Raw genomic sequence first — 21,416 nt, forward strand, 5'->3', positions numbered from 1 at the left:
AACGGCTCTCTGAGCGCGTGGGTCGGCCATCACCGGCGTCGGCCAGATGCCGTGCGCGGTCGACCCGTCCTCATGATTCGCCACCGAAGTGCTCCGGTGACGAGGTCCTCGTCCCGCCCGGTGTACAGCAGCCAGGCGGGACGAGAACACTCGATAGACGTCCAGACAGCCGCCGCTACACAGACGGTGCCTAGGCACCGCCCCTGCGGAGTTCATCCAGAACATCACTCATGTGCGACGGTCAGAAATGCGTGACCTCGTCCCAGCAAGACTTGTGGCACGGTCCGCGCCCCTTGGAGTCCTGCTCCTCGCTCAGCATCTGCAGCTCCTCGATGTTCGTCTCCATGGTCAGCTCACCTCCTCTCGTGAACTAGATTTGTATTGGCAGCCCCGAGGTTCTATGCCCTCGGGAATCTGATGGGCGTCAGCGCGCAGCCCGAGGCAGCCAGAGTCGGTGCCCGCCGTCGCGTAGCCGGCGAATGAACGCCAGCGATCCTGCGAGGCCCTGGCCGTAGTTGACGGCGATATCGATGTCGCTGTGGTCCTGGACAAGAAATCGGCCGTCTCGGATGACGTTGTGTGTCAGGATTACCTGAGCTAGGTCTTCGGCCCAAGTTCTGTACTCGCCGTGACGTGTCGCTTCGGCGAGATCGAGAAGGAACTCGCCTTGGCCGGACGCGCCGCAGCATTGGGAGCCCCCCATCGTCCAGCGCGAGCGGCGGATCGCGATCGCCGCCTTCTCGCTCAAATCACGCAGCTCCTCGTCGCCGGTCGCCTGCCACATTCGGAGCAGGAATGTTCCGATGCCCGCGGCACCGCTGCACCAGAACGTCAATCCTGAGGCGGACTCCCTACCTATCGGCCAAGACACGGAATCGTCATCCAGCACCGCGACTGCGCGCAACGTTCCTGCCGCGTCCATAGCAAGGTCGAGATAGCGTGAGTCGTCGCACACCTTGGCAGCCGCCAGCAGGAACAGACCGATGCCAGCGATGCCATGGGCGAACCCGTAGTGCATAAGGCCCGCGAGCGAGGACGGAATGTTGGCCGGGATTGGCCAACTAACCAGTCCGTCATCATCGCGCTCGGCAGCGGCGACTATGTAGTCCGCGGCTTGCCTCGCTCGCGCTAGGAATTCCTGATCGTCGGTTTGTTCCCAGAAGTGAAGTTGGGTCAGGCCCGAACCCGCCGCGCCATGGTGCACGTCAGGATTTGCCCACACGACGGGCACGCGCTTGGCAAGTTCAAGGGAGTAGGCGACTGTCGCCGCATCATCGAGTGCGATGCCAGCGTCGAGCAACGCCCACGCAGTACCAGAACGCCCAGTGTAGAGGCCAGGTAGCATCCGCGGTTCGCGTCTGGAACGCCACATCGTCCAACTCGATAGGGCGGCCATGGCGTCGCGCAGGTCGGTTCGGCGCGGTCCGACGTAGGCGGCTGTAAGTACGCCAAGAACTCCAGCGGCGCCGAATTGCACGTTGCATGGATCATCGTCGGAGCGGTTGACAGACCCGGTGGGCCAGAGCTGCTCGCGGCGGTTCAGAGGCATGGTCTGCCTGATGAATGCGAGACTGTCGTCGACGAACTTGCCGGTGTCATAAGGTGGTGGAGCAACCAGGGGTGCGACATCGTCTGCCGCCAGCATGCTGCGCACCGCGTCCACCCCGGGGCGCTGACTGGGATCATCAGCCAACAGCGCAATGACGGTAGGCGCGATCCAGCGGGCGGCGGGGTTACCAACAGCGATCCGATTCAGCCGATCTGCCAGGCGCTCTTGCCTGGGTCGGTCGTCCGCGGTCAGAACGGGCGTGACACCGCTAGCAAGATAAAACAGGGTCGCACCAAGGCTGTACAGATCCGCGCGCGGGTCAGGATGCCGAACCAAGCCGGCAATTGCCAGTTGCTCAGGCGCCCCGTACCCCGGCGTGTGTACACGGCTCACGACATCCGACGGTTGGGCGAACGCCTCAAGGTCAACCAGTATAGGGCTTCCGCTTGCATCGATCATGACGTTACTGGGTGACAGATCCCGCATCACCAAGCCCTCGGCGTGCACAGCAGCGACAAGATCGACGAGGCCGCGCGCTATCCGGCGTACGTCATCGACCGCCGGACCCCACGACCCGTCTTCGCTAAGTGCTGCGTTGTCGTGCGTCCAGCTGTCTAGCGTGCTGCCGTCCACCGACTCTTCGACGAGGAACAGGTCCTGCTGCTGCTCGAACATCTCGATCAGACGCGGGGCGATCTTGGCCGGCTCGAGCCGGCGTAGCATCTCTGCCTCGTTGCGAAGACGGTCGCGAGCGCTCTCTCCGCTGATTGTGCTTCCAGCATGGACACGCGCCTGCTTGATGATGACCTCGGTACCCGACCGTTCGTCGATCGCCCGATAGACCCCACCTTTGTAAGTTTGCCGAATGGCGATCCGGACTGAGTACCTGTCGTTCAGCTTAACGGTTCGGGTCTGTCCATGAAGTCGCTGTTTCGTGGCTTCGAACGGGTCCGCAGGTGCCCAGCTGGGCACGGAATACCAAGCCTTGCGCGTGTCAACTTCGTGTCGACCCTCAGGGGTGGTGAGCATCGCCTCGTATCCTCCATCGAGGCCGAGAACCCGTGTGCCGGTGAAGACGCCGTAGCGATAGTGCACGAGGCTGCCGGAACAGTATCGCCGATCGGAAAGCACGCCCGGACCGGGAAGCCCAGCCGTTGCCCTATGCAATTGCTCTGCGATCTCTCGGAGCTGTGACTCATCCGGATAGACGGTGATGAACTTTCCACCGGAGCCGCGATCCATGTCAGAAGCGACTATCTGAGCTACGCGATGGATCGTAGGAGCGAACTTGAACGAGCAGCGATGTCGCAACAGTACTTCGACCGACCGCGCGAGCACCAAAGGGGCCGACAACGGCGTTGCGGAGACGTGGAGCTTCCACCCCTGCGCGGGAAGGTTGGGCTGCTGTGGCCGTACCAGGCACCAACGCTCGTCCGCGGTGATCATCCAGTTTCCGACGCCATGGCGGTCGAGCGCGTCGCGAACGAAGCTGTGGAACAACGGCTCAATGTGCGGACCTGCCTCAGCGCCTGCATCCACCTGCTCCACCCTTCGATCAACGTGCCTGTGCAGAGCAATACGATGGGCGACGCAGGTTCGGTTTCGACTCGCAGACCCATAGGCCGGCCGCCGCATCGTTTCGCGCTGTACCAAGAACCGCGGGATCCTTAGACCTTCCTCGGTCTACGGGCCAGCTATGGAGATGCCTCCATCCGCCACCGGGGTGAGGTCGCGAGATGGGCGGCACCCGGAAGGAGGTGGTTGAGGCAACTCCGATCGCTGCGACGAATACCTTGGACTCAAGGCGTTCCCAAGAACCCCACGTGCTCGGCCGCCACGAGTTGACTTTCTGGGCTTGCGACATTGTGCAGTCAGCACCTCTGCGTCGAGTTGCTCGCGTTGCGCTGATACACCGGAAGGCGATGTGGAATCGAGGGCTGCGCACCTGCCCGACCACAGCATGGCGCCACGTGTCCGTGAGGAGTTCGGTTGGCGCCAATTCTTCGGCTGGTGTTGTGGTGTTGAGGTTTGGAGACGCCAGGCGGCCATTCCCATCGCCCGGCGCATCGGCTCGGAGGACGGCGGCTCGTTGAGGTCAGGTGCGGCCAGGTAGCCGCCCATGACGGTCGGCCCGTGGACGCACAGCTCACCCAGTTCGCCGATCGGGAGAACGCTGCCGTCGTCGGCGTGCGCAGTGATCTCGACACCGTGGATGGGTGCGCCGATGGGCAACGAGGTAATGGACAGCTGTCGCTCCACTTTCGAGACTGTGGGCAGTGTGTGACGAGTGATCGCGGATCTGGCATCCAAGACCGGACAGTGACGTGAAGTGACGAAGCACGCTCGTCCGCCTGCCTCAATGTGAGCCGGCCTGCGAGAAAACTCTGAACGAGGGTTCGTCGGAGCGGCCAGGGCGGGCTCCTTGCCGCATCAGGACTTTGCGGCGCTATTCGGGCTCGCCATTCATCTATCCACTACGCCTCCGATGTGCGGGAACTGCTGGCCATGACTAGTGCGCTGCCGAGCAGGCTCCGCCCTACCGGTCGTTTGGTCGGCGTCGTACTCAACCCCAAAATTCGATCACGATCAGCCCCCCAGCAGCTCGGCTTCCGTCCTCGTCCTCACGCGGCCAGCGAGGGCGATGCCGTCCTGTTCGACCACTGCACCGATGCGGCTGTCGGTACCGATCGGTTTCTTCACTGACGAATCGCTGGCTGCCTCGACGCCAGGTGGCGGAGCGGCTTGGTCAACGAAGAGCGCCGGCTTCGGCAAGAAGGTCTGACAGGCAAATGGACCGCCATTCCTCTGCACAGTCGACATCCCCGTTGGAAGCTCGGCATCGACAGTTCTCGGTCATGTCCGGCTCTCCAGCAAGACCAGCTCGACGAACCGGTCGACGTCGTCTGGTCGACAAGTCGAACGGGTGGGACAGTGAAGGCGACGGCATCGATGTGTCGCGGGAGAACGAGGTCTCCAATCTCGTCAACCGAGAGGATGCCGGGCGCACTCGGAGCACCATGATTGTGCGCCGTGTCGACGAAAGTCGCCGCATGACGGTCCTGTGGCCCAGCAGCAACTCAGTGCCCTCTGCACGCATGTCTTTCGGGACAACGGACCGCTGCGATGATAGGCGGTCGCCTGCTGACTGAGCTCGTGATGGGCACGCGTCGGTTCGGCACACCAGTTCTGACGCGTCGAGTACGTCACCGACAACCGCCTGCTGATCCGCCGTGCCCGCCTGGTCAACCTCAGCGGCGACGGATCATGGTGCGGCTACCAGACGACCGGTGCACCTGCGCGAGATGAGCGCACCACTGCGCGACCAACTGGCCGCGGCCCCGCCCGACCTCCGGTTCGACGCGCAGCTGGCGTGCGCGCCGACCAGCGTCAGCGCCAGGCCTGGTCCCGCTCGGCGGGGGACCACTACCGCGAGGCCGAGCTCACAGCGATCGCAGGCCGGAAAGGCCAGCACGACCCAGACCACCCCTGGCCATAGTCCCCTACTGGAGGGCGGCGTCGAGGATGGCGTCGAAAACTCGCCGGGGCTCTTCGGCGATGCGGTTGAGGACGTACAGCCACCACTCGCCGCCGAAGATCACGTACTCGCGGGTGGTGTAGCCGTCGCGGTGCAGCCGATCGAGCGTGTCGGTTCCTAGTCCGAGCAGCATTTCGAACTCGACATGGGCAGCGTCGGCCAGATCTGTATGCCGTCCAATGATCGAGTCGATGAGATGGGTGTCGTGCGTAGCGATGGACGTGGCGTGTCCACTCGCGATGAGGCGGTCGGCGAGGCGGAGGTACGTCTCGTGGAGTTCCGCTGATCCTCGCGGGTAGGCGATGTCGACCGGCTCAATGAACGCGCCCTTGACAAGCCGGATGGGACCGCGGCGTTCGAGGAGCCGGTCGAGGTCTGTGGCGCTGCGGTGCAGCCGGGCCTGCAGGGTGATGCCGACATTCGGGTGGTCGCTGGTCAACGCATCGTACAAGTCCAAGACGAGGTCAGCACGGTCCGATCCCTCGGCGGAGATCATCAATGTGCAACCGAGCGGGGCTAGTGCCGTCGCCATGCTTTTGGCGTGCTGCATAGCCAATTCGGGGTCAACCAACGACCCGACGTGAGACAGGTCGAAGGAGACGTTGCCCGCGACCCCGGATGCTTCTAATCGCCGGATGAGCTCTAGGAAGACGTCGGTCTCGGCAATAGCGACCTGCTCATCTCGCACGCTCTCGCCGGCGTATTCGACGCTGACGAGGTGACCTCGGTCGAGGACGCGCTGGGCTACTGCGATCGCGTCGTCGATCGTGTTTCCCGCCGAGTACCGTCGCGCGATCCTCGCCGCGACGGCGGCCAGTGGCGGCGACGACATCACCTGGTCTTTGAGTTGCTCATCCAACGCCCAACCTCGCAGGACGTTCGCGACGGCCTCGCTCGCAAACTCGTCCATGGTGTCACCTACCTTATCTCGTACCGTATCGATTGTTACCGTACCATCTGCTACGGTTGCTGACAATCGGGCAAACGAGTGTCGGCGTGAGGTGGGATCCCGTGGCTAGAACCAAAGACGTTCTGAAGCAGCAACGTGCCCTGTCCGAGGCGACGTGGGCCGTCATGGCGGAACGCGGCTTGCCCGGACTGACCGTCCGCGCCGTCGCCGAGCGAGCCGGTTGCACGACGGGACTCGTCTTTCACACGTTCCCGAATAAGAAGGCCCTGCTCGCCCATGCCCGACAACTCCTGCTCGAGCGGGCCTCGGCCCGCGCTGACGCCGTAGAGCAACATGGGGGACCAGCGCCGGACGTACTCCGAAATGTTGCCCTGGCCCTGATTGCCCGCGGCCGCGACGGTGAGGAGGAGGCTCGGGTCTGGATCAGTTTCCTTGCGGCCTCACTTGCAGATCCCGCGCTCGCCCGCTATCACCTGACCGGGAACCGGGCGCTACTGGCTCGGATGACACGATTGGTTCGCGCGGCCTGGCCGGAATGGAAAGGGGAACGAGCCCGGCAGGCCGCCGTCGAGCTCGTGGCCCTCATCGAGGGCCTCAATACACTCGGCGCGGTCGACCCGATCAGCTACCCCGTTGCTGCACAGCGGGCGGCCGTACGGCGCGCGATCGCCGTACTCGAAAATGAGTAGGTCATCGGCAGGTACCGTGCACGGCACCCGGCGTCAGAGGACACTGTCGGCCCGTGCGGTGGCTGCGCCACTGCTGCTCGGGCAGGCCATGATCACGCTCGACGCCTCGATCGTCCAGGTTGCTGGTCCCCAACTTCAACGCGGGCTGCACCTGTCTGACGCCACACTGCAAGCGGCGGTCTCGCTTACTGTCCTCGTCCACGCGGCATTTCTGATCGTGGGAGCGAGGCTTGGCAGCCGCTATGGGTACGGGCGCCTGTTCGTTGGGGGCGGTTGTCTGTTCACGGCAGCGTCGCTGGCGTGTGCCGTCGCAGTCACCCCCTCGATGTTCCTGGCGGCCAGGGCTATGCAAGGGCTCGGCGCCGCCTTCCTGGCTCCTCAGGTGCTGACCCTGCTTCAGCTCACGTTCAACGGGGACAGGCGGAGTAAGGCGCTCAGCGCCTATGCCCTCGTGCTAGCGGCCGGCGTTGCAGTTGGCCAGGTCCTGGGAGGCGTGCTCCTCACGACCGATCCGTTCGGAGCGGGATGGCGGTCGGTCTTCGTCATCGACGTCGTGTTGGGCCTGACTGTTCTCACGTGGTCGGCCGGACGTCTGCCGCGCCGAGCGGACCATCCCGGCCGTCGCCTGGAGCTTCGCGGGGCTGCCACCCTGGCGTGCGCGATGCTCGCACTCGTCACACCTCTCACCTTCGGCGCCGACGCTGGCTGGCCAGGGTGGTCCTGGCTGTTGCTGGCCATTGCAGTGATTGTCTTCCTCGTCTTCGCGGCCCACGAGTCCCGCCTCGCCCAGAACGGCGGGGACCCCCTGGTCGACCCACGAATGCTCGCCCGGCCCGGGTTCGCCCAGGGACTGAGCGGGGTCTTCGTCCTCATGGCGTGCTACGGCGGCATGCTGTTTACCACGACCGTCCATTTGCAGGCCACGCTGCACCGCACTGCCCTATCGGCGGGTCTCAGTTTCGCCGGCTTCTCGGTCGGGTTCGGGGCCGCAAGCCTCACGTGGCCGCTGTTGCCCCGTCGATGGCACTTTTGGATCCCGCCCGCAGCATCCATTCCCGTCGCGGCGGCAACGGCATGTCTCGCCGGGATCACCACTAGGGAGGACTGGCCGTGGTACGCAACCGTCCTCCTCGCTTTGGCGGGTGCGGGCAGCGGCGCCGCCTATGGCTCGCAGCTCGCAGGCACCGTCGACCTGGCCGATGACGAGCAGGCCGGAGCGGCCAGCGGCGTGCTGGCCACCACGAACCAACTGGGTGTAGTTATCGGTGTTGCCATCTTCGGCGGTCTCTACCTCTCGGTCGGGCCGGCTGCGATGTCTTGGGTCTTCGCAGCCATGGCCGCCTGTCATGCATCGACCGGTGTTCTCGATGGCTGGCTGCGGGTGCGCCATCGGAGGCGAGTGAGTGCGGCCCTCGCGGGCAGCATCCCCACCCCGTCCAGCCGAGAGGTCCCCGGAGGCTCCGAGGTGCTCCCGATCCCATGAGATTGGCTTGTCGGCGGGAAGACGCCACCCGGGATGCTTGCGGTCGGACACATATGACGGCGAGGTCAAGCTGAGCACATCTGAGCCCTGCCGCCCACTGACAGCTGTCTCGTGCACGCCTTCACATCACCCGCCGAGTGTCAACGGCAGCCGAAGGTTGAGCAGCTGCGGATGGTGGGTTCTGGTGATCGTTGCAACGGGTGGCTCTATGAGGCTGGCAGCGCGGCGTTCATTCCGATGAGCCAACCTGTAGGCCGGTCGTCTCGCCGCCGTCGACCCGCAGGTTCGAAGGTCACACCGAAGACGGGTTCCGGGCTCCGGTAGAGGTGTCAGTTTGGGTGGCGTCACTCGAGGTCGCGTCGGCGCGACCGCGGTAGGTCCGGACCGCCAGGACCGTCCCGGGACTGTGGGAATGTTGCCGATCAGGCCAGGAGGTGACGCCCCGAGTGTGTGACATACCTCGAAGACATGGCGGATGGCAGCGGGATCGAGTGGACGTAGTCGGCTTGGAATCCGACGACGGGTTGCGGCCGAATCAGCCTTGGTTGCGACAACTGCATTGCGCTGACGTTGGTCAAGCGCGAGGAGGTGGCTGCCTCCCGAAGTACTCCAGCTCGGCAATGTGGCGGGTCGCGAGCAGGTGCCGCACGCAGATGCACCCCTGCACCATGGCTTCTTCTGCGGCTTACTTGTCGGGAGGTGGTCTGGCCAGTTCTCCCGCCACCAATCCCCGCCGCAACCTTGGCGATCCGACCACGGTGGCTAACGGCCTTTTCGTTGGTCAGGTGACTGGAGATCCGCCGCAACGATACTGCGGAGTGATGAGCATCCAGCCGCCGGGCGCCGATTTCGCCGGGGCGTTCGGTGAAGATCCGGATGACTTCGTTGAAGGGAATGATGAGTCCCCACGGGCCAGCCCCACGAACAGCGGGATGGCGGTGGTTTCGTCCAATAGGTGAGGCAGCATGGCTGAGAAGTCGTTATCCGTCACGGTGGCGGTGCCGTCGAACCTGTCCCTCACGATGACGTCCTGCAGCTTCACCACGGTGTCTGCGTCGGCTTCTACCAGTGCATCTGGCGGTTGCGGGGAAGTCCGGCAAGCTCCCACGCCTGGCAGCAGCATCGCGCCCGACCCTCTCTTCGCGCCGCCGTAACGGCCCGGCCCTCCGCAGCCATCGATGTGAACCCCCGGACAGCGATCCGTACTAGGTCGAGTTCTTGGGTGATCGATACATCCAACCTCATGCAATTGAGGGATTTCCCTCATGTCGGAGAGGTGCGGGGCGCTAACGTTGAACCAACGTGTGTCCGAGCGCAAGGTGGTGCTATCACCTGCACTCCCCGCAATCACAGCCGGCTTGTCTGACAGCCAGGAACCGGCAGCCGATGGTCGCGGACGCGGGCATGCTCTCCCGCGCCTAGCGCTAACCAAACAACCATAATGATCAGTGGGGTGACCGCGCCAGGCGCGGTCACCTCCTGCGTCTCGCGACCGGATCGCTGACAAAGACCAACATCTGTCACCGCCAGCGCGCCGGCCATACCATCTACCCCACGCGGCCTCACCAGTCATCTTGAGGAGTCCCCGTTGTCAGGTCGTGAGGCCCTGATTCGTCATCGCGACCGTGGTCGTCGCTGTGGTCGCTCCGAGGCGCCGGGTGGTGCCGGCGGTGAGCGGCCGAGGTCGCTACAGCGATGGCTACACCGGATGACTCTGAATGCATCCCGTACGTTCTAGGGCAGTTGGTGTCGCGGTTGATCCGGTGCGGCGGGTCGTCTCGTACAGCACCTTTGTACGGGGAGTTTCCTGGCCTGTTCGGCAGCACAAGGAGAATCGGCAGTGATCAAGACACGCACCCAGCGGCTTCGAGCCGCGGTCCTTGCGCTGGTCGTGGCGGCGGCTGCCGCCGTCGCCGCGGCTCCAGCCGCTCCAGCAGTGGTCGAAGGCGTGCAGATCGTCGAGGCGACAAGTGAATACAGCTCACTATTCAGCAAGGTTGCACAGCCAATCTGTCCTGCCCCAAAAGTCGTTGTTGGGATTTCGTACAGGATCAACGGTCCCGGCCGCAACTACGTGCATGCACAGATGATGGAGGTCAACCCGGACTTCGCGGGGGCTTTTGCCACCGTGTCCGCAGTCGAATCCTTGGCGGGGACACCTCAAAATTGGAGCGTCACCGGGGTTGCCTTCTGCAGCTACAAGCCGGATGGGTACGAGATCCAAACCAGCTACGTGCACTCAGACGATTGGCCGAAGATGCAGTTTGCCCATGCGGAGTGCTCGAAAGGCAACACGTTGATTGGTGCGGGTGGGTGGAGCTACGACGCGCACGATCAGCAGATCGTCTTGGATGAGATTATTCCGGGAAGCTACAAGGCCTACGTCACGGCGTATGACAGCATGGGGACAGTCCCTCCGTCGAACTCATACCGTAAGTGGGGTGTTGGTGCCGTCGCGATTTGTGCCAAGGCGCTACCGGGCCTGGAGAGGATTGCCTCTGCCCCGGTGTACAAGTCCGACGCTACTCGATCGTCGTCGGTCGCCTGCCCGTCAGGCAAGACGCTGATGAGCACAGGCTTCGAACTTACGGAGAGCTACGGCAGGGTCAACCCACTGACGGTCACCGGCTTGAACAACCCCAACACGACGTCTGCCTATGCCGTCGAGAGCCCCTACGGTGGCACGACCGCGAACTGGGCGCTCAGGGCCTGGGGTGTCTGCGCCGACCAGTAACCGAACCACCACGATGATCAGTGGGGTTTCGAGCATGAACAGGACAAGGTCGGGGAGGTCTGACCTGACGGCGAGTTCGTGGTTCTCGAGGTGAGCCTGAACGGCGCGGATCTCGTCAGCGGTCAGGTGCGGGGGAGCTTCTTGGTGTTGTGTTCTATGCGGTCGACGTCGCGGACGGGATTGGTGGGGAGGGCGCCGTAGCGGACGGCGAGCCCATGACGCCAGAGATGACGCTTCGGCAGGTTCCGGCGGTCGGGGCGCCGGCGCGGGTCTTGATTCGGCGATGCCGCGGTCGATGCGTGGGGTGTTGGCTTAGCCGATGCGTAGCTCGCCGAGGGCTGGGAGCAGGTGGTTCTTGATGGCTCGGCGGTAGGCGTCGAGGGAAGTTGGTGAGCGGTGTCCCTCGGCAACGAGGGACTTGAACTTCTCCTCCCACAATCGGATGGCCCTCGCGATCCTGTCCATCGCAGTCAGGTCGCCGGCCTGACTGTTGCGGGATCGATCCTGGAGCTTCTTAAGAAGGCGCGTTCGCTCGCCGGCGGTGTCTTCCCGTACGCGGTCACGTCTCGAAGTTGTCCGTTCGTGAGATACACAAATGCCCAGGAGCAGATTGCGATGTCTGCTGGGGCCTTCGTATTGGTGCGCCGCCAGAGGCGAGGGCGACTCTGCCCTGAGGCCCGGGCCCACTTCAAATGAACTGTGGATAAGTTCCACGAACTGATGCTCAACAACCGTGAGTGATCACGCTCGGAACGGCCGATCACGCAGGTCGAATCCTCAATGCATCCTGCGCCTGAGTCGCAGCGCGATCCTCCGGCGAAGGGGACGAGGAAACGCTTGGGATCGTTACGGCCGTAGCGCTCCTCGCCGTCACGGCCTGCTCCGACGAGGCGCGAGCGCCAAAGGTGTACCTGAGATGGAAGCAAGGTTCCTTTCGCGAGTCCCGGCGACCTCCAGTCCGATGCCGACCGAGCGACATCAAACCCGGTGACCCTGATGTGCAGCAGCCTGCGGAGGCTCGGAGCGCGGCGAACCGGCAACTGGTGCGGCTAGGTCCAGCGATTGCCCCTCGATCGCTATGCACCTGGGTCGGTCCTCAATTGGCCGGCGTTTGACGGCGCCTGCCGGAAGGGCGGCTGACCATCACGGCCAGCGCCGCAAGCATCAGCGGGGCGGCGAACAGCAGGCCGAATTCGGCGCCGAGAAAGGTCCAGACTGCGGTGGCTCCGATCGTGGCGGTAAGGCGGCCGAAGCTGCGGACAGCGGAGAGCGTTCCGAAGGCCGACCAGCGCAGCGGTTCCGGGGCGATCTGGGCGACGCCGACATGTTCGGCGACGTCCACCGCGCCGGCGGCCGCGCCGGCGAGCACGAAGCAGACTGCAAGCCCGAGCACTGTGCCGGGCAGGAACGCGAATCCGGCGTACGAGATCAAAAGTGTGATGACCCCGGCCCGCATCAAGTCCACCGGTCGATGACGGTCCAGTTGGTGGCCGGACCGGTACGTCGAGGCACTGGCCGCCAGGCGCCAAAGCAGGTAGAGCAGCACAGCCATCGCGGCCGCTCCGAAGGGCACGTCGCGTTGCTCGAGCAGCTTGGTGGTGCGCAGGATCAGTAGGACTGCGGCGAAGTTCGCGAGTTCGAACAGGGTGATGCCAGCCATGAACCGGCCGAGCGGGCCTTGAAAGACGGCACGCACCCGCAACCGGGGCGGCGGGCTGGCCGCGGCTGACGGAGGCGGTGTCCGGCGGATCACCCATGTCCCGATGGCGACCGCCAGCAGACCTGGCACGAGGGTGGCAACGAGCGCCGTTCGGACGTCAGCGAGGGCAAGGATCGCGAACGCGAGCAGCGGTCCTGCGACCGAGACCAGATGGTGGATCGCGCGCTCACGGCCGAACTCCTTGCCGTAGCCGCCGGTGCCGGCCCGTTCGGGCACGGCCGCGTAGCGCTGCGGGGAACGCAGCCCGCGGGCCCCCGACGCTCCGGCCCGTAGTACGCCTACTTGCGGGCTGGTGGCCGCGATCGCCACCAGCCCGTTGAGCAGCGTGGTCAGGGTGAACGCGACGAGGCTGATCAGCGGGCGGCGTCGCGGGTTCTCGCTCAATGCACCACCGCCGAGCCGCGCTACGCCGTCGGCTGCGTTGGCCAGGCCTTCGACTAGGCCGAGCGCCAGTGGAGATGCGCCCAGCGTGCCAACCACGAACGCGGGGAGCAATGCGGTCGCCGCCTCGTCGGATGCGGTGGACAGGTGGGATGCGATGCCGCTGGCCCGGTGCCGGGTCCGAGCGGACAGCTCTCTGCGTTTGTTCTCAGCGGTATCGGACAAGGGAACGGACTGTGCGCCCATAGCGGTCAAAAGCTCGCTGGCAACCCGTGGGCTGGCGTCGAGCAGCTGGCGGAACACGGGCCAGGGCATGGCGAGGCAGCGCAGTTCGGTCAAGGCGGTCACCCGGGCACCTCGGGGTAGTCCAACGAAGGCGGCCGCTCCGATGTGGTCACCAGGACCTAGCGAGCGAACCGGTTCGCCGTCGACGGTCAAGCTCGCCCGGCCGGCAGCAATGAGGAGGAACGATGCCTCGGAGAACTCGCTGCCTGCCGGAAACACGCGCTCGACGAGAAGCGCGGCCACTTCGTCGTACTCACGGTCGCCGAAAGTCCGGAACAGCGGTGATCGCCGTAGAGCCTCATGCGTCGCCATACCCGTGCCTGGCCCCTCTCCGAGTGACATCGGTGCCTGATACTGCGTGACGGTTCCAGTTCCGTGGCTGCTGCATGAGCCCGATCGTGGAAGGACGACAGCACCCCTGTGAGTCAGGGCCCGGTGCACCGCACCGGACCAATCCTCTGAGCGTGTCCGCGCAGGCAGCAGATGTCTCGGGCATGGTCTTGCTGCGACGCTCCTTGGACTGGTCCGGGACGGGACTCGCCGCCTCAGTGGTCAGCGCGGTGTCAGCGACTTGTACGCACGGAACCGCCCATCTGGTTCCCGTCCCGACTTGGCGGGGCGGGGCGTGGGCTGCTTTGAAGGTGGCGGAGGTCGGGACGACGACTGCTCCCAGGCAGCCAGCAAGATTCCTAGCTCCGAGGCTCGCAGAACCGTGAACTGCCGGCGGTCACCCGCTGTGCGGCCCCGTAGAACAAGGCAACAGGCGGTTCAGGGAGTGGAACTGGTTGACGAGGGCCGGCGACAATGATCGGAGCGGGAACAATGGCCCGGACCGACCCAGTGATCCGGATGAGCGGTGGTGTCACGGGCACGATCGGCATCCCGGCCACAGGGTGGCTCCCGCGCCACGTCCTACCGCCCCTCGTTCGGAGTTCCCTGTCGTTAGACAGCGGTTTCGGCGACATTGGACCTGGTTGTCAGTTCAGGAAGCGCAGGGCCGGATGGACGGTCCGCAACGCCGCCGACAACGCTTCGTCTCTCATCGAGCTCGTCTCGTCGTTGCACTTGGTGTCGCGCGTCCAAGGCCGATGCGACCATCGCACCAGCTGTGGAGGTCCGGATTCGCGACCGATCCGTGCGGGGCTCGTTCTACCGAGGAGCACAGGCTGAAGGTATGAACGTTGGCAACCTCGCCAGTCTCATACACAGGGTTGCGTCGAGCATGCGTGAGATCGAAGCCCAGCGTGTGGCGCGCGGTACTTCAACAGCTCGCTGGTGGCCGAACCCGGGCGCGTTCTGGAATTGGCGTCGTACCGAGTGAGGTGCTGAAGCATGCTCCTTATCAAAGGCCTCCGTGCCGAGATCAGCCTCCCGCGACTTGGTGCTGTTGCGCGCGCCGGTCGCTGACACCGTTGTGCGGACAGCCTCCGGGCCGCAGGTCACGCCTGGCTGCGTGCCACCTTCGCTGATGAGCCCGGCACAGATCCCGCCGGCCCGCACCGCGTTGCGCCGCCGTACTCGAGGCTGGCGGCGACCGTCTTGTTCCGGCCGACGTGAACAGTGGCGCGTTTGTTCCTTGTTGCGCTACTTCGGGTTGAGCAGCGTGCCGTCCTTCCGCATTCTCCCGGGCATCTGGCCAGCTCGGCCTGCTCATCCGCACTCAACCGGCCGTCACCATGGGCGCGCTTATCCCTGGCCACCCAGTTCGCCAACTGCCGACGTTCACCCCAACGCCAGGGCGCGACCGGCCGGGCCGTCTGCCGAACAAATCCGAATCGCTCCTTGACGGACTCCTGATGAAACTCCCTACACGCTCAGGCATCGCGTCACCTCAAAGAGGTTCCTGTGTGGGGGGTGGTGGTGCTCAAGAGTCAGACGTTGGTACTCGCGCGCGATGCCGAGGGCAACTCGCATGCATTCTTCGCCGTTTGCACACACCAAGGACGTCTGCTTCCGTCCGTTGCCGAAGGCACCATCAGCTGCACGGGCCACTACAGCAAGTTCGATGTCACCAGCGGCGAGCCCGTTGGTGTCCAGCCAAGAAACCGTTCCCATCGGTCAATGTCGAAGAGCGCGATGGCGCCATCTTCCAGGCATAGGCGGGACGAATGTCGATCCTGAAGGCACAGTCACCCCGCCGGCAGGTGAGGCACCCACCACACCATTGACCAGCGCGAGCCCCGCGCCGGATGCCGACACGGTGGTGGTCAAAACCGGAACCACCGCGCTGGGCGAAGGCCGCGGTCGATGGCAACGGCAGGAGCCTATATCTGTCGGTCCTCGACAGCACCAAGCCGCCGCGGTCGGCGTGCCTCAGTGCGGCGTGTGTGGCTGCTTGGGAGCCTGTGTACCTGCGTGGCGGCCAGGTGGCACCTACGGCCGGCCAAGGTGTTGACTCGGAACTGCTCGGCGCCGTCCGGAGCCGGACGGTACGCGTCAGGCGACGCTCAACGGTTGGCCGTTGTACCGCTTCAAAGCGGATCGGGCGCCTGGCGACACCAAAGGCGAGGGCCTGAAAGGCACTGGCACGTGATCGGGCCGGACAGTGCAAGAGTTGTTCGGTGACGACGAAGCTCGACCACGTTTGTGGAGAGACGCGGTGGTCAAGCGACCGCTGTCGCGCCTCACGTTCAAGTGACGTTGGCACAAATCGAGTTGGCGGTGGCTTCCGCGGTGGTGGCTGGGAAACAAGCCGATGTCGTCGCCGTCAACGGATGGACTGCCGATCGGTTCGAAAAGGACGGTTCCAACCCTCCAGAGGCCACGTGCTACTAGATCGTCGTCGGACGAACGGCAATGACCCTGTCGATCGCGGCCGGCGCCACTTTGACTGTCAAAAACCACTGTACCCACGTCTTCAGCACGACAGCTGACAGATGGCGGCTGATCTCCGCACAAGGTACGAAGATCAGATCCGGTGCGGCTGCGGCCTCCTGACCAGGAAGATGAACAGGTGCGGCCGCTGTCCAGGGATGTGGGGAGCCGTTGGACAGCGGCCGCGTTGAGCCACCCACGCAATGCACCCAGAGGGGTGGACCCAAGGAATCGCGCATCTGTCTCCCGCAGCGGAGGGCGTGGTGCCGATAGCGGACTCCTCCTGCAGTACGTACGTCAGCGACCTTCCGGTTCATTCGATCGTCCGCAGGCACCGGCTGCGGCGTCTGGAATTGCTGCCGGGAACCGTTCTGTCCGTCGGCTGCGTAGTGATGGTCAGAAGATTCCCGTCATTGGTTGGAGGCACTGGTGGGCGTCGTAGACGGAACCGAGCTGCGAGCAAGTGCCGGTGGTGGCGAGGAAGGCGAAATCGCCGCAGGGGCGGGAAAGAGTCAGTTCTCGCCGATGTGGATCGCTGCTGCTGGTGATCTGCCGGCAGCTCCCGTGACGAACGCAGTTGCCCACCAGTGGCCATCGGCGGCGATCCTGCAGGAGATCGAGAGCGCGGCGGTGCTGGTTCCTGAGGGCCGCCCGGAACGGCGAATCGTCGGACTGGCTAATCCCGGTGTCCGGGGACCTGGCGTTGCGACGACGGACACGTTGTTCGCGGCAGTCCAGATCATCCATCCGGGCGAACAGGTGCCTCCCCACCGCCACTCCATGTCGTCAATCCGGTTCGGGATCGAAGGTGAGGGAGTCGTCACCCTGGTCAATGGAACGCCCGTGCCCATGCGGCCGCGCGACCTACTGGTACAGCACGCCGGCGAGTGGCACGAGCATCGCAATGAAGGTTCTGTCCGCTGCGTGTGGCTCGACGGGCTCGATCTTCCGATGGTGTCTCGACTCGCAGCGGTGTGGTTCGAGCTTCCGGACGGTCCATTCGAGACGACTCAGGAGCATCCTCGGCCGGCGTTGTATCGGTGGGAAGAGGTCCAGGCGAGGCTTGAGGGGACGGCCGCGGTGGATGGTGTGCGGCGGGTTCCGTACGGATCTGACGGCAGGGTGACCGGGACGTTGGGTTGTGAGGTCATCGCGATCGACGCGGCGCGGGCGACGGGTCGGTGGCGGGAGGCGTGCTCGAGTGTCGTGATGGTTGTCGAGGGCAGTGGAGTTAGTGAGGTGGCGGGCAAGACCATCGGCTGGGCGCAGGGCGATGTCCTCGCTGTTCCGGCGTGGAGCTGGCAGCAACATTGGGCCGGGGATGCCGCGATTCTTTTCCGCCTTTCCGATCGACCAGCGCTGGTCGCTCTCGAGCTGTTCCGTGAGGAATACGCGGACAGCTGATCCGGAAGGCCAGACGAACTCGAAAGGTGAGGCAACTCATGCTCAAGGACCGGCTGATTGATCTGCGGACCGATGCGGTGGCGAAACCGACTGTGGGAATGCGTGAGGCTATCGCACGCGCTGAGGTTGGTAGCGATCAGTTCCGTGAGGATCCGAGCGTCAGTCGGTTGGAGGAGCGGATGGCTCGGGTTCTGGGTAAGCAGGCGGGTCTGTTCGTGCCCAGTGGAACGATGGCGAATCAGTTGGCGTTGAAGTTGTTTTGCCAGCCGGGCGACGACGTGATCGTTGGGCGAGAGAGTCATTCGTTGTGGCACGAGATGGGGTCGGCTGCGGCTTTGTCGGGAGTGCAGTTCACCACGGTCGGGGTGGACGGAATGTTCACCGCCGGGGATGTGGAGGGCGTGCTTAAACCTCGGGGTCACATGTTGTATCCGCCGACGAGTCTGATCCAGGTGGAGAACACGCACAACCGTATGGGTGGGTGGGTTTGGGATCTGGCGCAGATGCGGGAGGTTTGTGCGCTGGCCAGGGAGCGGGAAGTGGCGACTTTCTGCGACGGTGCGAGGATCTTCAATGCGGCGATCGCTCGAGGCGAGGATCCCGCTTTGCTCGCCGGGCCTTTCGATCTCGTGGCGGTGTCGCTGACGAAGGGGCTGGGGTGCCCGATCGGTTCGGTGCTGGTTGGTTCGAGCGATCACATCAACAAGTTGGTGCGCTATAGGCGCATGCTGGGTGGCACTATGCATCAGGCTGGGATCGCCGCAGCGGCCGGGCTTTACGCGCTCGATCACCACGTCGAGCGGCTGGTCGACGACCATGCTCACGCGCGGCTGATCGCTGAAGCGCTGGCCGGTGTGCCGGGTGTGTCCATTGACTTGGATCGGCTGGAGACCAACATCATCGTCTGCCGGGTGCCGGACGCGGTTGCGGTGGCGCAGTACGCGCTGGACGCGGGTGTGAAGGTGTTGCCCTTCGGGCCGCGCAGGCTCCGGGCGTGCACCCACCTCGACGTGTCGCGTGAGGACTGCGAACGTGCGGCCGACGTACTCACCGCCGCTGTCCGCTCCTGCACCATGACCGCCCCCGATGTGGACACGGTGTTGTTGAGCGGGCCCGGATGGCCCACGCCGACAGTGCAGCTCTGACGACGATCGGAAGGTAGCCGCCATGGACGCCGTGGAAGTTCCGGTCCTCATCGTTGGCGGGGGTGGATGCGGCCTCGCGTGCTCCATTTTCCTGTCCGACCTGGGCGTTGACCACCTCCTCGTCGAACGCCACCGAACCACCTCGACTCTCCCGAAAGCGCATTACCTCAACCAGCGAACGATGGAGATCTTCCGTCAGCACGGGGTGGCGGATTCGGTGTACGCCGTCGGAGCTCCGCTGAACCACTTCGGTAAGGTCAGCTGGGTAACGTCCCTGGGTGAGGCCGGCCATTTGTACGGACGCACGATTGCCGAGATGGACGCGTTCGGCGGCGGATCACTGACTTCCGCCTATCTGAACGACAGTCCGAGTGCTCCCAGCAACTATCCGCTGATCCGGCTGGAACCGCTGCTCAGACGGCACGCTGACGAGCGGGCACCTGGTCGCGTCCGGTTCGGCCAGGCCTTGTCTGACTGGTCGGAGACGCCGGACGGGGTCTCCGCGGTCGTTGTCGACCAGGACTCCGGTGAGTCCTACACCGTCAAGGCCCGCTTTGTGGTCGTCGCGGACGGCGGTAAGACGGTGGGACCCCGGCTCGGCGTCACGATGGATGGACCGGTCAATCTGCTGGAGATGGTCAGCACACACTTCAGCGCCGACCTGTCGAAGTGGTGGGATGACGAGTGCCTGATGACCTGGATCATCGACCCAGAGGGCGCAAACTCCTACGGTACGGGAGCGCTTGTCCAGCTCGGGCCTACGTGGGGACGGCACTCCGAGGAATGGATGCTCCATTTCACCTTCGGTCCCGGCAACCCCGCGAGTCGCGACGAGAACGCGATCGTCCCCAAGATGCTCGATCTGCTGAAGTTGCCGGACCTCGAGGTCAAGATGCACAAGGTCAGCCATTGGGTGCTGGAAGCGGTACTGGCGGATCGCTACCGCGTCGGCCGTTTCCTGCTGGCTGGCGATGCGGCACACCGGCACCCCCCGGCTACGGGCATCGGCCTCAACACTGCTGTCCAGGACGCGCACAACCTGGCGTGGAAACTCGCTGCTGTCGTCCAGGGACGCGCCGACGAATCGCTGTTGAACTCCTATGAACCGGAGCGCAGGCCGGTCGGCATGCACAACGTGGACTGGGCAATGTTCAGCGCGTTGCACCATGTCGTTCTGGATGCGGCGGTGGGCTTCAGCCCTGGAACGCCGCCAGCGATGCGCAAGATCGCCTGCGAGGCGTACTTCGCGGACACGCCGGCCGGCGAGTATCGTCGGCGCCGGGCGGCCGAAGCGATCAGCGTGTTGCGGGCGGAGTTCCAGGCTCACGATCTTGAGCTCGGCTACGCCTACGACGCCGGCGCCATCGTGCCCGACGGCTCGCCGGTACCGCCACGCGACCCTATGGGGTGCGTATACCGTCCAACGACACGGCCGGGCCACCGACTTCCGCACGCGTGGATCGATCCTGGGCGTCAAGTGTCAACACTTGACCTCTCGGCGCGAGGTCGCGCCTTCGTGCTCATCACGGGCTCGGACGGCGCCCGCTGGTGCAGCGCCGCGAAGGAAGTCGCAGAGCGTCTGGGCACGCCGATCCGTCCAGTACGGATCGATGGCACCTCACAGTACTGCGACCCCGACGGCTCATGGGCGGAGGTCAGCGAGATTCGCGCAGACGGTGCTGTGTTGGTTCGCCCTGACAACCACGTCGCGTTCCGTAGCACGGGCGGCGTTGCCGACCCCTGCGCCACCCTGGAAGAGGTGATGACCTCTGTCCTCCGACCGGCCTCGTGAGATGTCGCTCAGACTGTTTGCCAACGAGTCGCCCCTGGGGCCACTTCCGTCTGTGGTGGAGGCAATCACCACGGCTGCTGGAAACGTCAATCGCTACCCCGCCGACAGCACCGCGCTGATCGATGCGCTGGCGGCCCGCTTCGGGGTGCCGTCGTCACATGTTGCGGTCGGCTGCGGCTCCGCTGGAGTGCTCCAGACGCTGTTGGCGGCTGTTGCTGAGCCCGGAACGGAAGTCGTCTACGCCTGGCGCTCATTCGGTGCCTATCCACTGCTGGTTCGCCTGTCCGGTGCGACCGCTGTTGAGGTACCGCTCGCTGGTCATACCCACGATTTGGTCGCGATGGCGAAAGCCCTCACCGAGAAGACTCGCGTAGTCCTCATCTGCAACCCGAACAACCCGACCGGCACTACCGTGCACCGCAACCAGCTCGAGAGGTTTCTCGATCTGGTTCCCGAAGACTGCTTGGTCGTACTGGACGAGGCCTATCGCGAATACGTCGAGGATGGGGATGCCCCAGATGGACTTGACCTCCGGCGCGGCCGCTCGAATGTCGCCGTACTGCGCACGTTCTCGAAGGCGTACGGCCTGGCCGGGCTGCGAGTTGGCTTCCTTGTCGGTGACCCGGTGTTGGTCACGGCAGTCCGTGGCGCAACTGTGCCGTTCAGCGTCAACAGCATCGCGCAGGCCGCTGCGCTCGCATCGCTCGCCGCAGAGCAGGAACTGCTCGAACGCGTGAAGAACACCCTCGCCGAGAGGAAGCGGGTCCGCAATGCTCTTCTCGCCCAGGGTTGGGCTGTGCCCTCCAGCCACGGGAACTTTCTTTGGCTGCCCCTAGGTGCCGCGACAGACGCCTTCTTCAGCCGTGCCTGGCTGGAGGAGTCACCGTTCGCCCATTCGCGCCCGATGGAATCCGTGTCTCCATAGGCAGCATTGAGGAGAACGACGCATTCCTGAAGTTGGCCGCGGCGGCCGCC

Annotated in this window: 12 protein-coding genes and 2 pseudogenes; 10 read left to right on the plus strand and 4 right to left on the minus strand. The window is 64.7% G+C overall.

The window, feature by feature from the left end; all coding sequences use genetic code 11:
- Nucleotides 1-424 precede the first annotated feature (424 nt).
- Together lanL and ACQPXM_RS11940 are read right to left on the minus strand one after the other, a co-directional pair.
- Nucleotides 425-3,097, minus strand: a complete 2,673-nt coding sequence (gene lanL / locus ACQPXM_RS11935; RefSeq protein WP_432947805.1) for a class IV lanthionine synthetase LanL — start codon at nt 3,095-3,097, stop codon at nt 425-427.
- A 1,952-nt stretch (nt 3,098-5,049) separates the two neighbouring features.
- The gene (locus ACQPXM_RS11940; protein ID WP_432947807.1) at nt 5,050-5,994 is read right to left on the minus strand and encodes a proline dehydrogenase family protein; all 945 of its coding nucleotides are present in this window, start codon (nt 5,992-5,994) and stop codon (nt 5,050-5,052) included.
- A 101-nt stretch (nt 5,995-6,095) separates the two neighbouring features.
- Here ACQPXM_RS11940 and ACQPXM_RS11945 point away from each other — a divergent pair, with 101 nt between their 5' ends.
- The 3 genes and pseudogenes from ACQPXM_RS11945 to ACQPXM_RS11955 form a co-directional block, all read left to right on the plus strand.
- Nucleotides 6,096-6,683, plus strand: coding sequence for a TetR/AcrR family transcriptional regulator (locus tag ACQPXM_RS11945; protein ID WP_432947809.1), 588 nt, complete (start codon nt 6,096-6,098; stop codon nt 6,681-6,683).
- Entirely contained in the window at nt 6,676-8,166 is a 1,491-nt protein-coding gene (locus ACQPXM_RS11950; RefSeq protein WP_432947811.1) for an MFS transporter, read from the plus strand. Before ACQPXM_RS11945 ends, ACQPXM_RS11950 begins: the two co-directional genes overlap by 8 nt.
- 516 nt (nt 8,167-8,682) lie before the next feature.
- Nucleotides 8,683-8,955, plus strand: a pseudogene (locus ACQPXM_RS11955) (hypothetical protein); the annotation flags it as partial.
- Here the strand turns inward: ACQPXM_RS11955 and ACQPXM_RS11960 are convergent.
- Entirely contained in the window at nt 8,948-9,211 is a 264-nt protein-coding gene (locus ACQPXM_RS11960; protein ID WP_432947813.1) for a hypothetical protein, read from the minus strand. The pseudogene ACQPXM_RS11955 and the gene ACQPXM_RS11960 overlap by 8 nt on opposite strands.
- A 795-nt stretch (nt 9,212-10,006) precedes the next feature.
- On the opposite strand from ACQPXM_RS11960, the gene ACQPXM_RS11965 reads away from it, so the two are divergent.
- On the plus strand, nt 10,007-10,900 hold the full coding sequence (locus tag ACQPXM_RS11965; RefSeq protein ID WP_432947815.1) for a hypothetical protein: 894 nt from the start codon (nt 10,007-10,009) through the stop codon (nt 10,898-10,900).
- A gap of 1,096 nt (nt 10,901-11,996) precedes the next feature.
- Here ACQPXM_RS11965 and ACQPXM_RS11970 read toward each other — a convergent pair.
- Entirely contained in the window at nt 11,997-13,598 is a 1,602-nt protein-coding gene (locus ACQPXM_RS11970) for an MFS transporter (protein WP_432947817.1), read from the minus strand.
- 1,548 nt (nt 13,599-15,146) lie between these two features.
- Here ACQPXM_RS11970 and ACQPXM_RS11975 point away from each other — a divergent pair.
- From ACQPXM_RS11975 to ACQPXM_RS12000, 6 genes and pseudogenes are all read left to right on the plus strand, one after another.
- A complete protein-coding gene (locus ACQPXM_RS11975; RefSeq protein ID WP_432951003.1) occupies nt 15,147-15,407 on the plus strand; it encodes a Rieske 2Fe-2S domain-containing protein in 261 nt (86 codons plus the stop codon).
- A gap of 313 nt (nt 15,408-15,720) precedes the next feature.
- Nucleotides 15,721-15,819, plus strand: a pseudogene (locus tag ACQPXM_RS11980) (hypothetical protein); the annotation flags it as partial.
- A 710-nt stretch (nt 15,820-16,529) separates the two neighbouring features.
- The gene (locus ACQPXM_RS11985; RefSeq protein ID WP_432947819.1) at nt 16,530-17,504 is read left to right on the plus strand and encodes a cupin domain-containing protein; all 975 of its coding nucleotides are present in this window, start codon (nt 16,530-16,532) and stop codon (nt 17,502-17,504) included.
- A 38-nt stretch (nt 17,505-17,542) separates the two neighbouring features.
- A complete protein-coding gene (locus tag ACQPXM_RS11990) occupies nt 17,543-18,649 on the plus strand; it encodes a threonine aldolase family protein (RefSeq protein WP_432947821.1) in 1,107 nt (368 codons plus the stop codon).
- Nucleotides 18,650-18,671: 22 nt separating this feature from the next.
- Nucleotides 18,672-20,441 (plus strand): FAD-dependent monooxygenase, encoded by a 1,770-nt coding sequence (locus ACQPXM_RS11995; protein ID WP_432947822.1) that lies wholly within the window; start codon nt 18,672-18,674, stop codon nt 20,439-20,441.
- A gap of 1 nt (nt 20,442) precedes the next feature.
- Nucleotides 20,443-21,366, plus strand: a complete 924-nt coding sequence (locus ACQPXM_RS12000; RefSeq protein WP_432947824.1) for a histidinol-phosphate transaminase — start codon at nt 20,443-20,445, stop codon at nt 21,364-21,366.
- Nucleotides 21,367-21,416: the final 50 nt, after the last annotated feature.

Origin of the sequence: Kribbella sp. CA-253562, from assembly GCF_050942265.1 — a bacterium.
Classification (GTDB): Bacteria; Actinomycetota; Actinomycetes; order Propionibacteriales; family Kribbellaceae; genus Kribbella.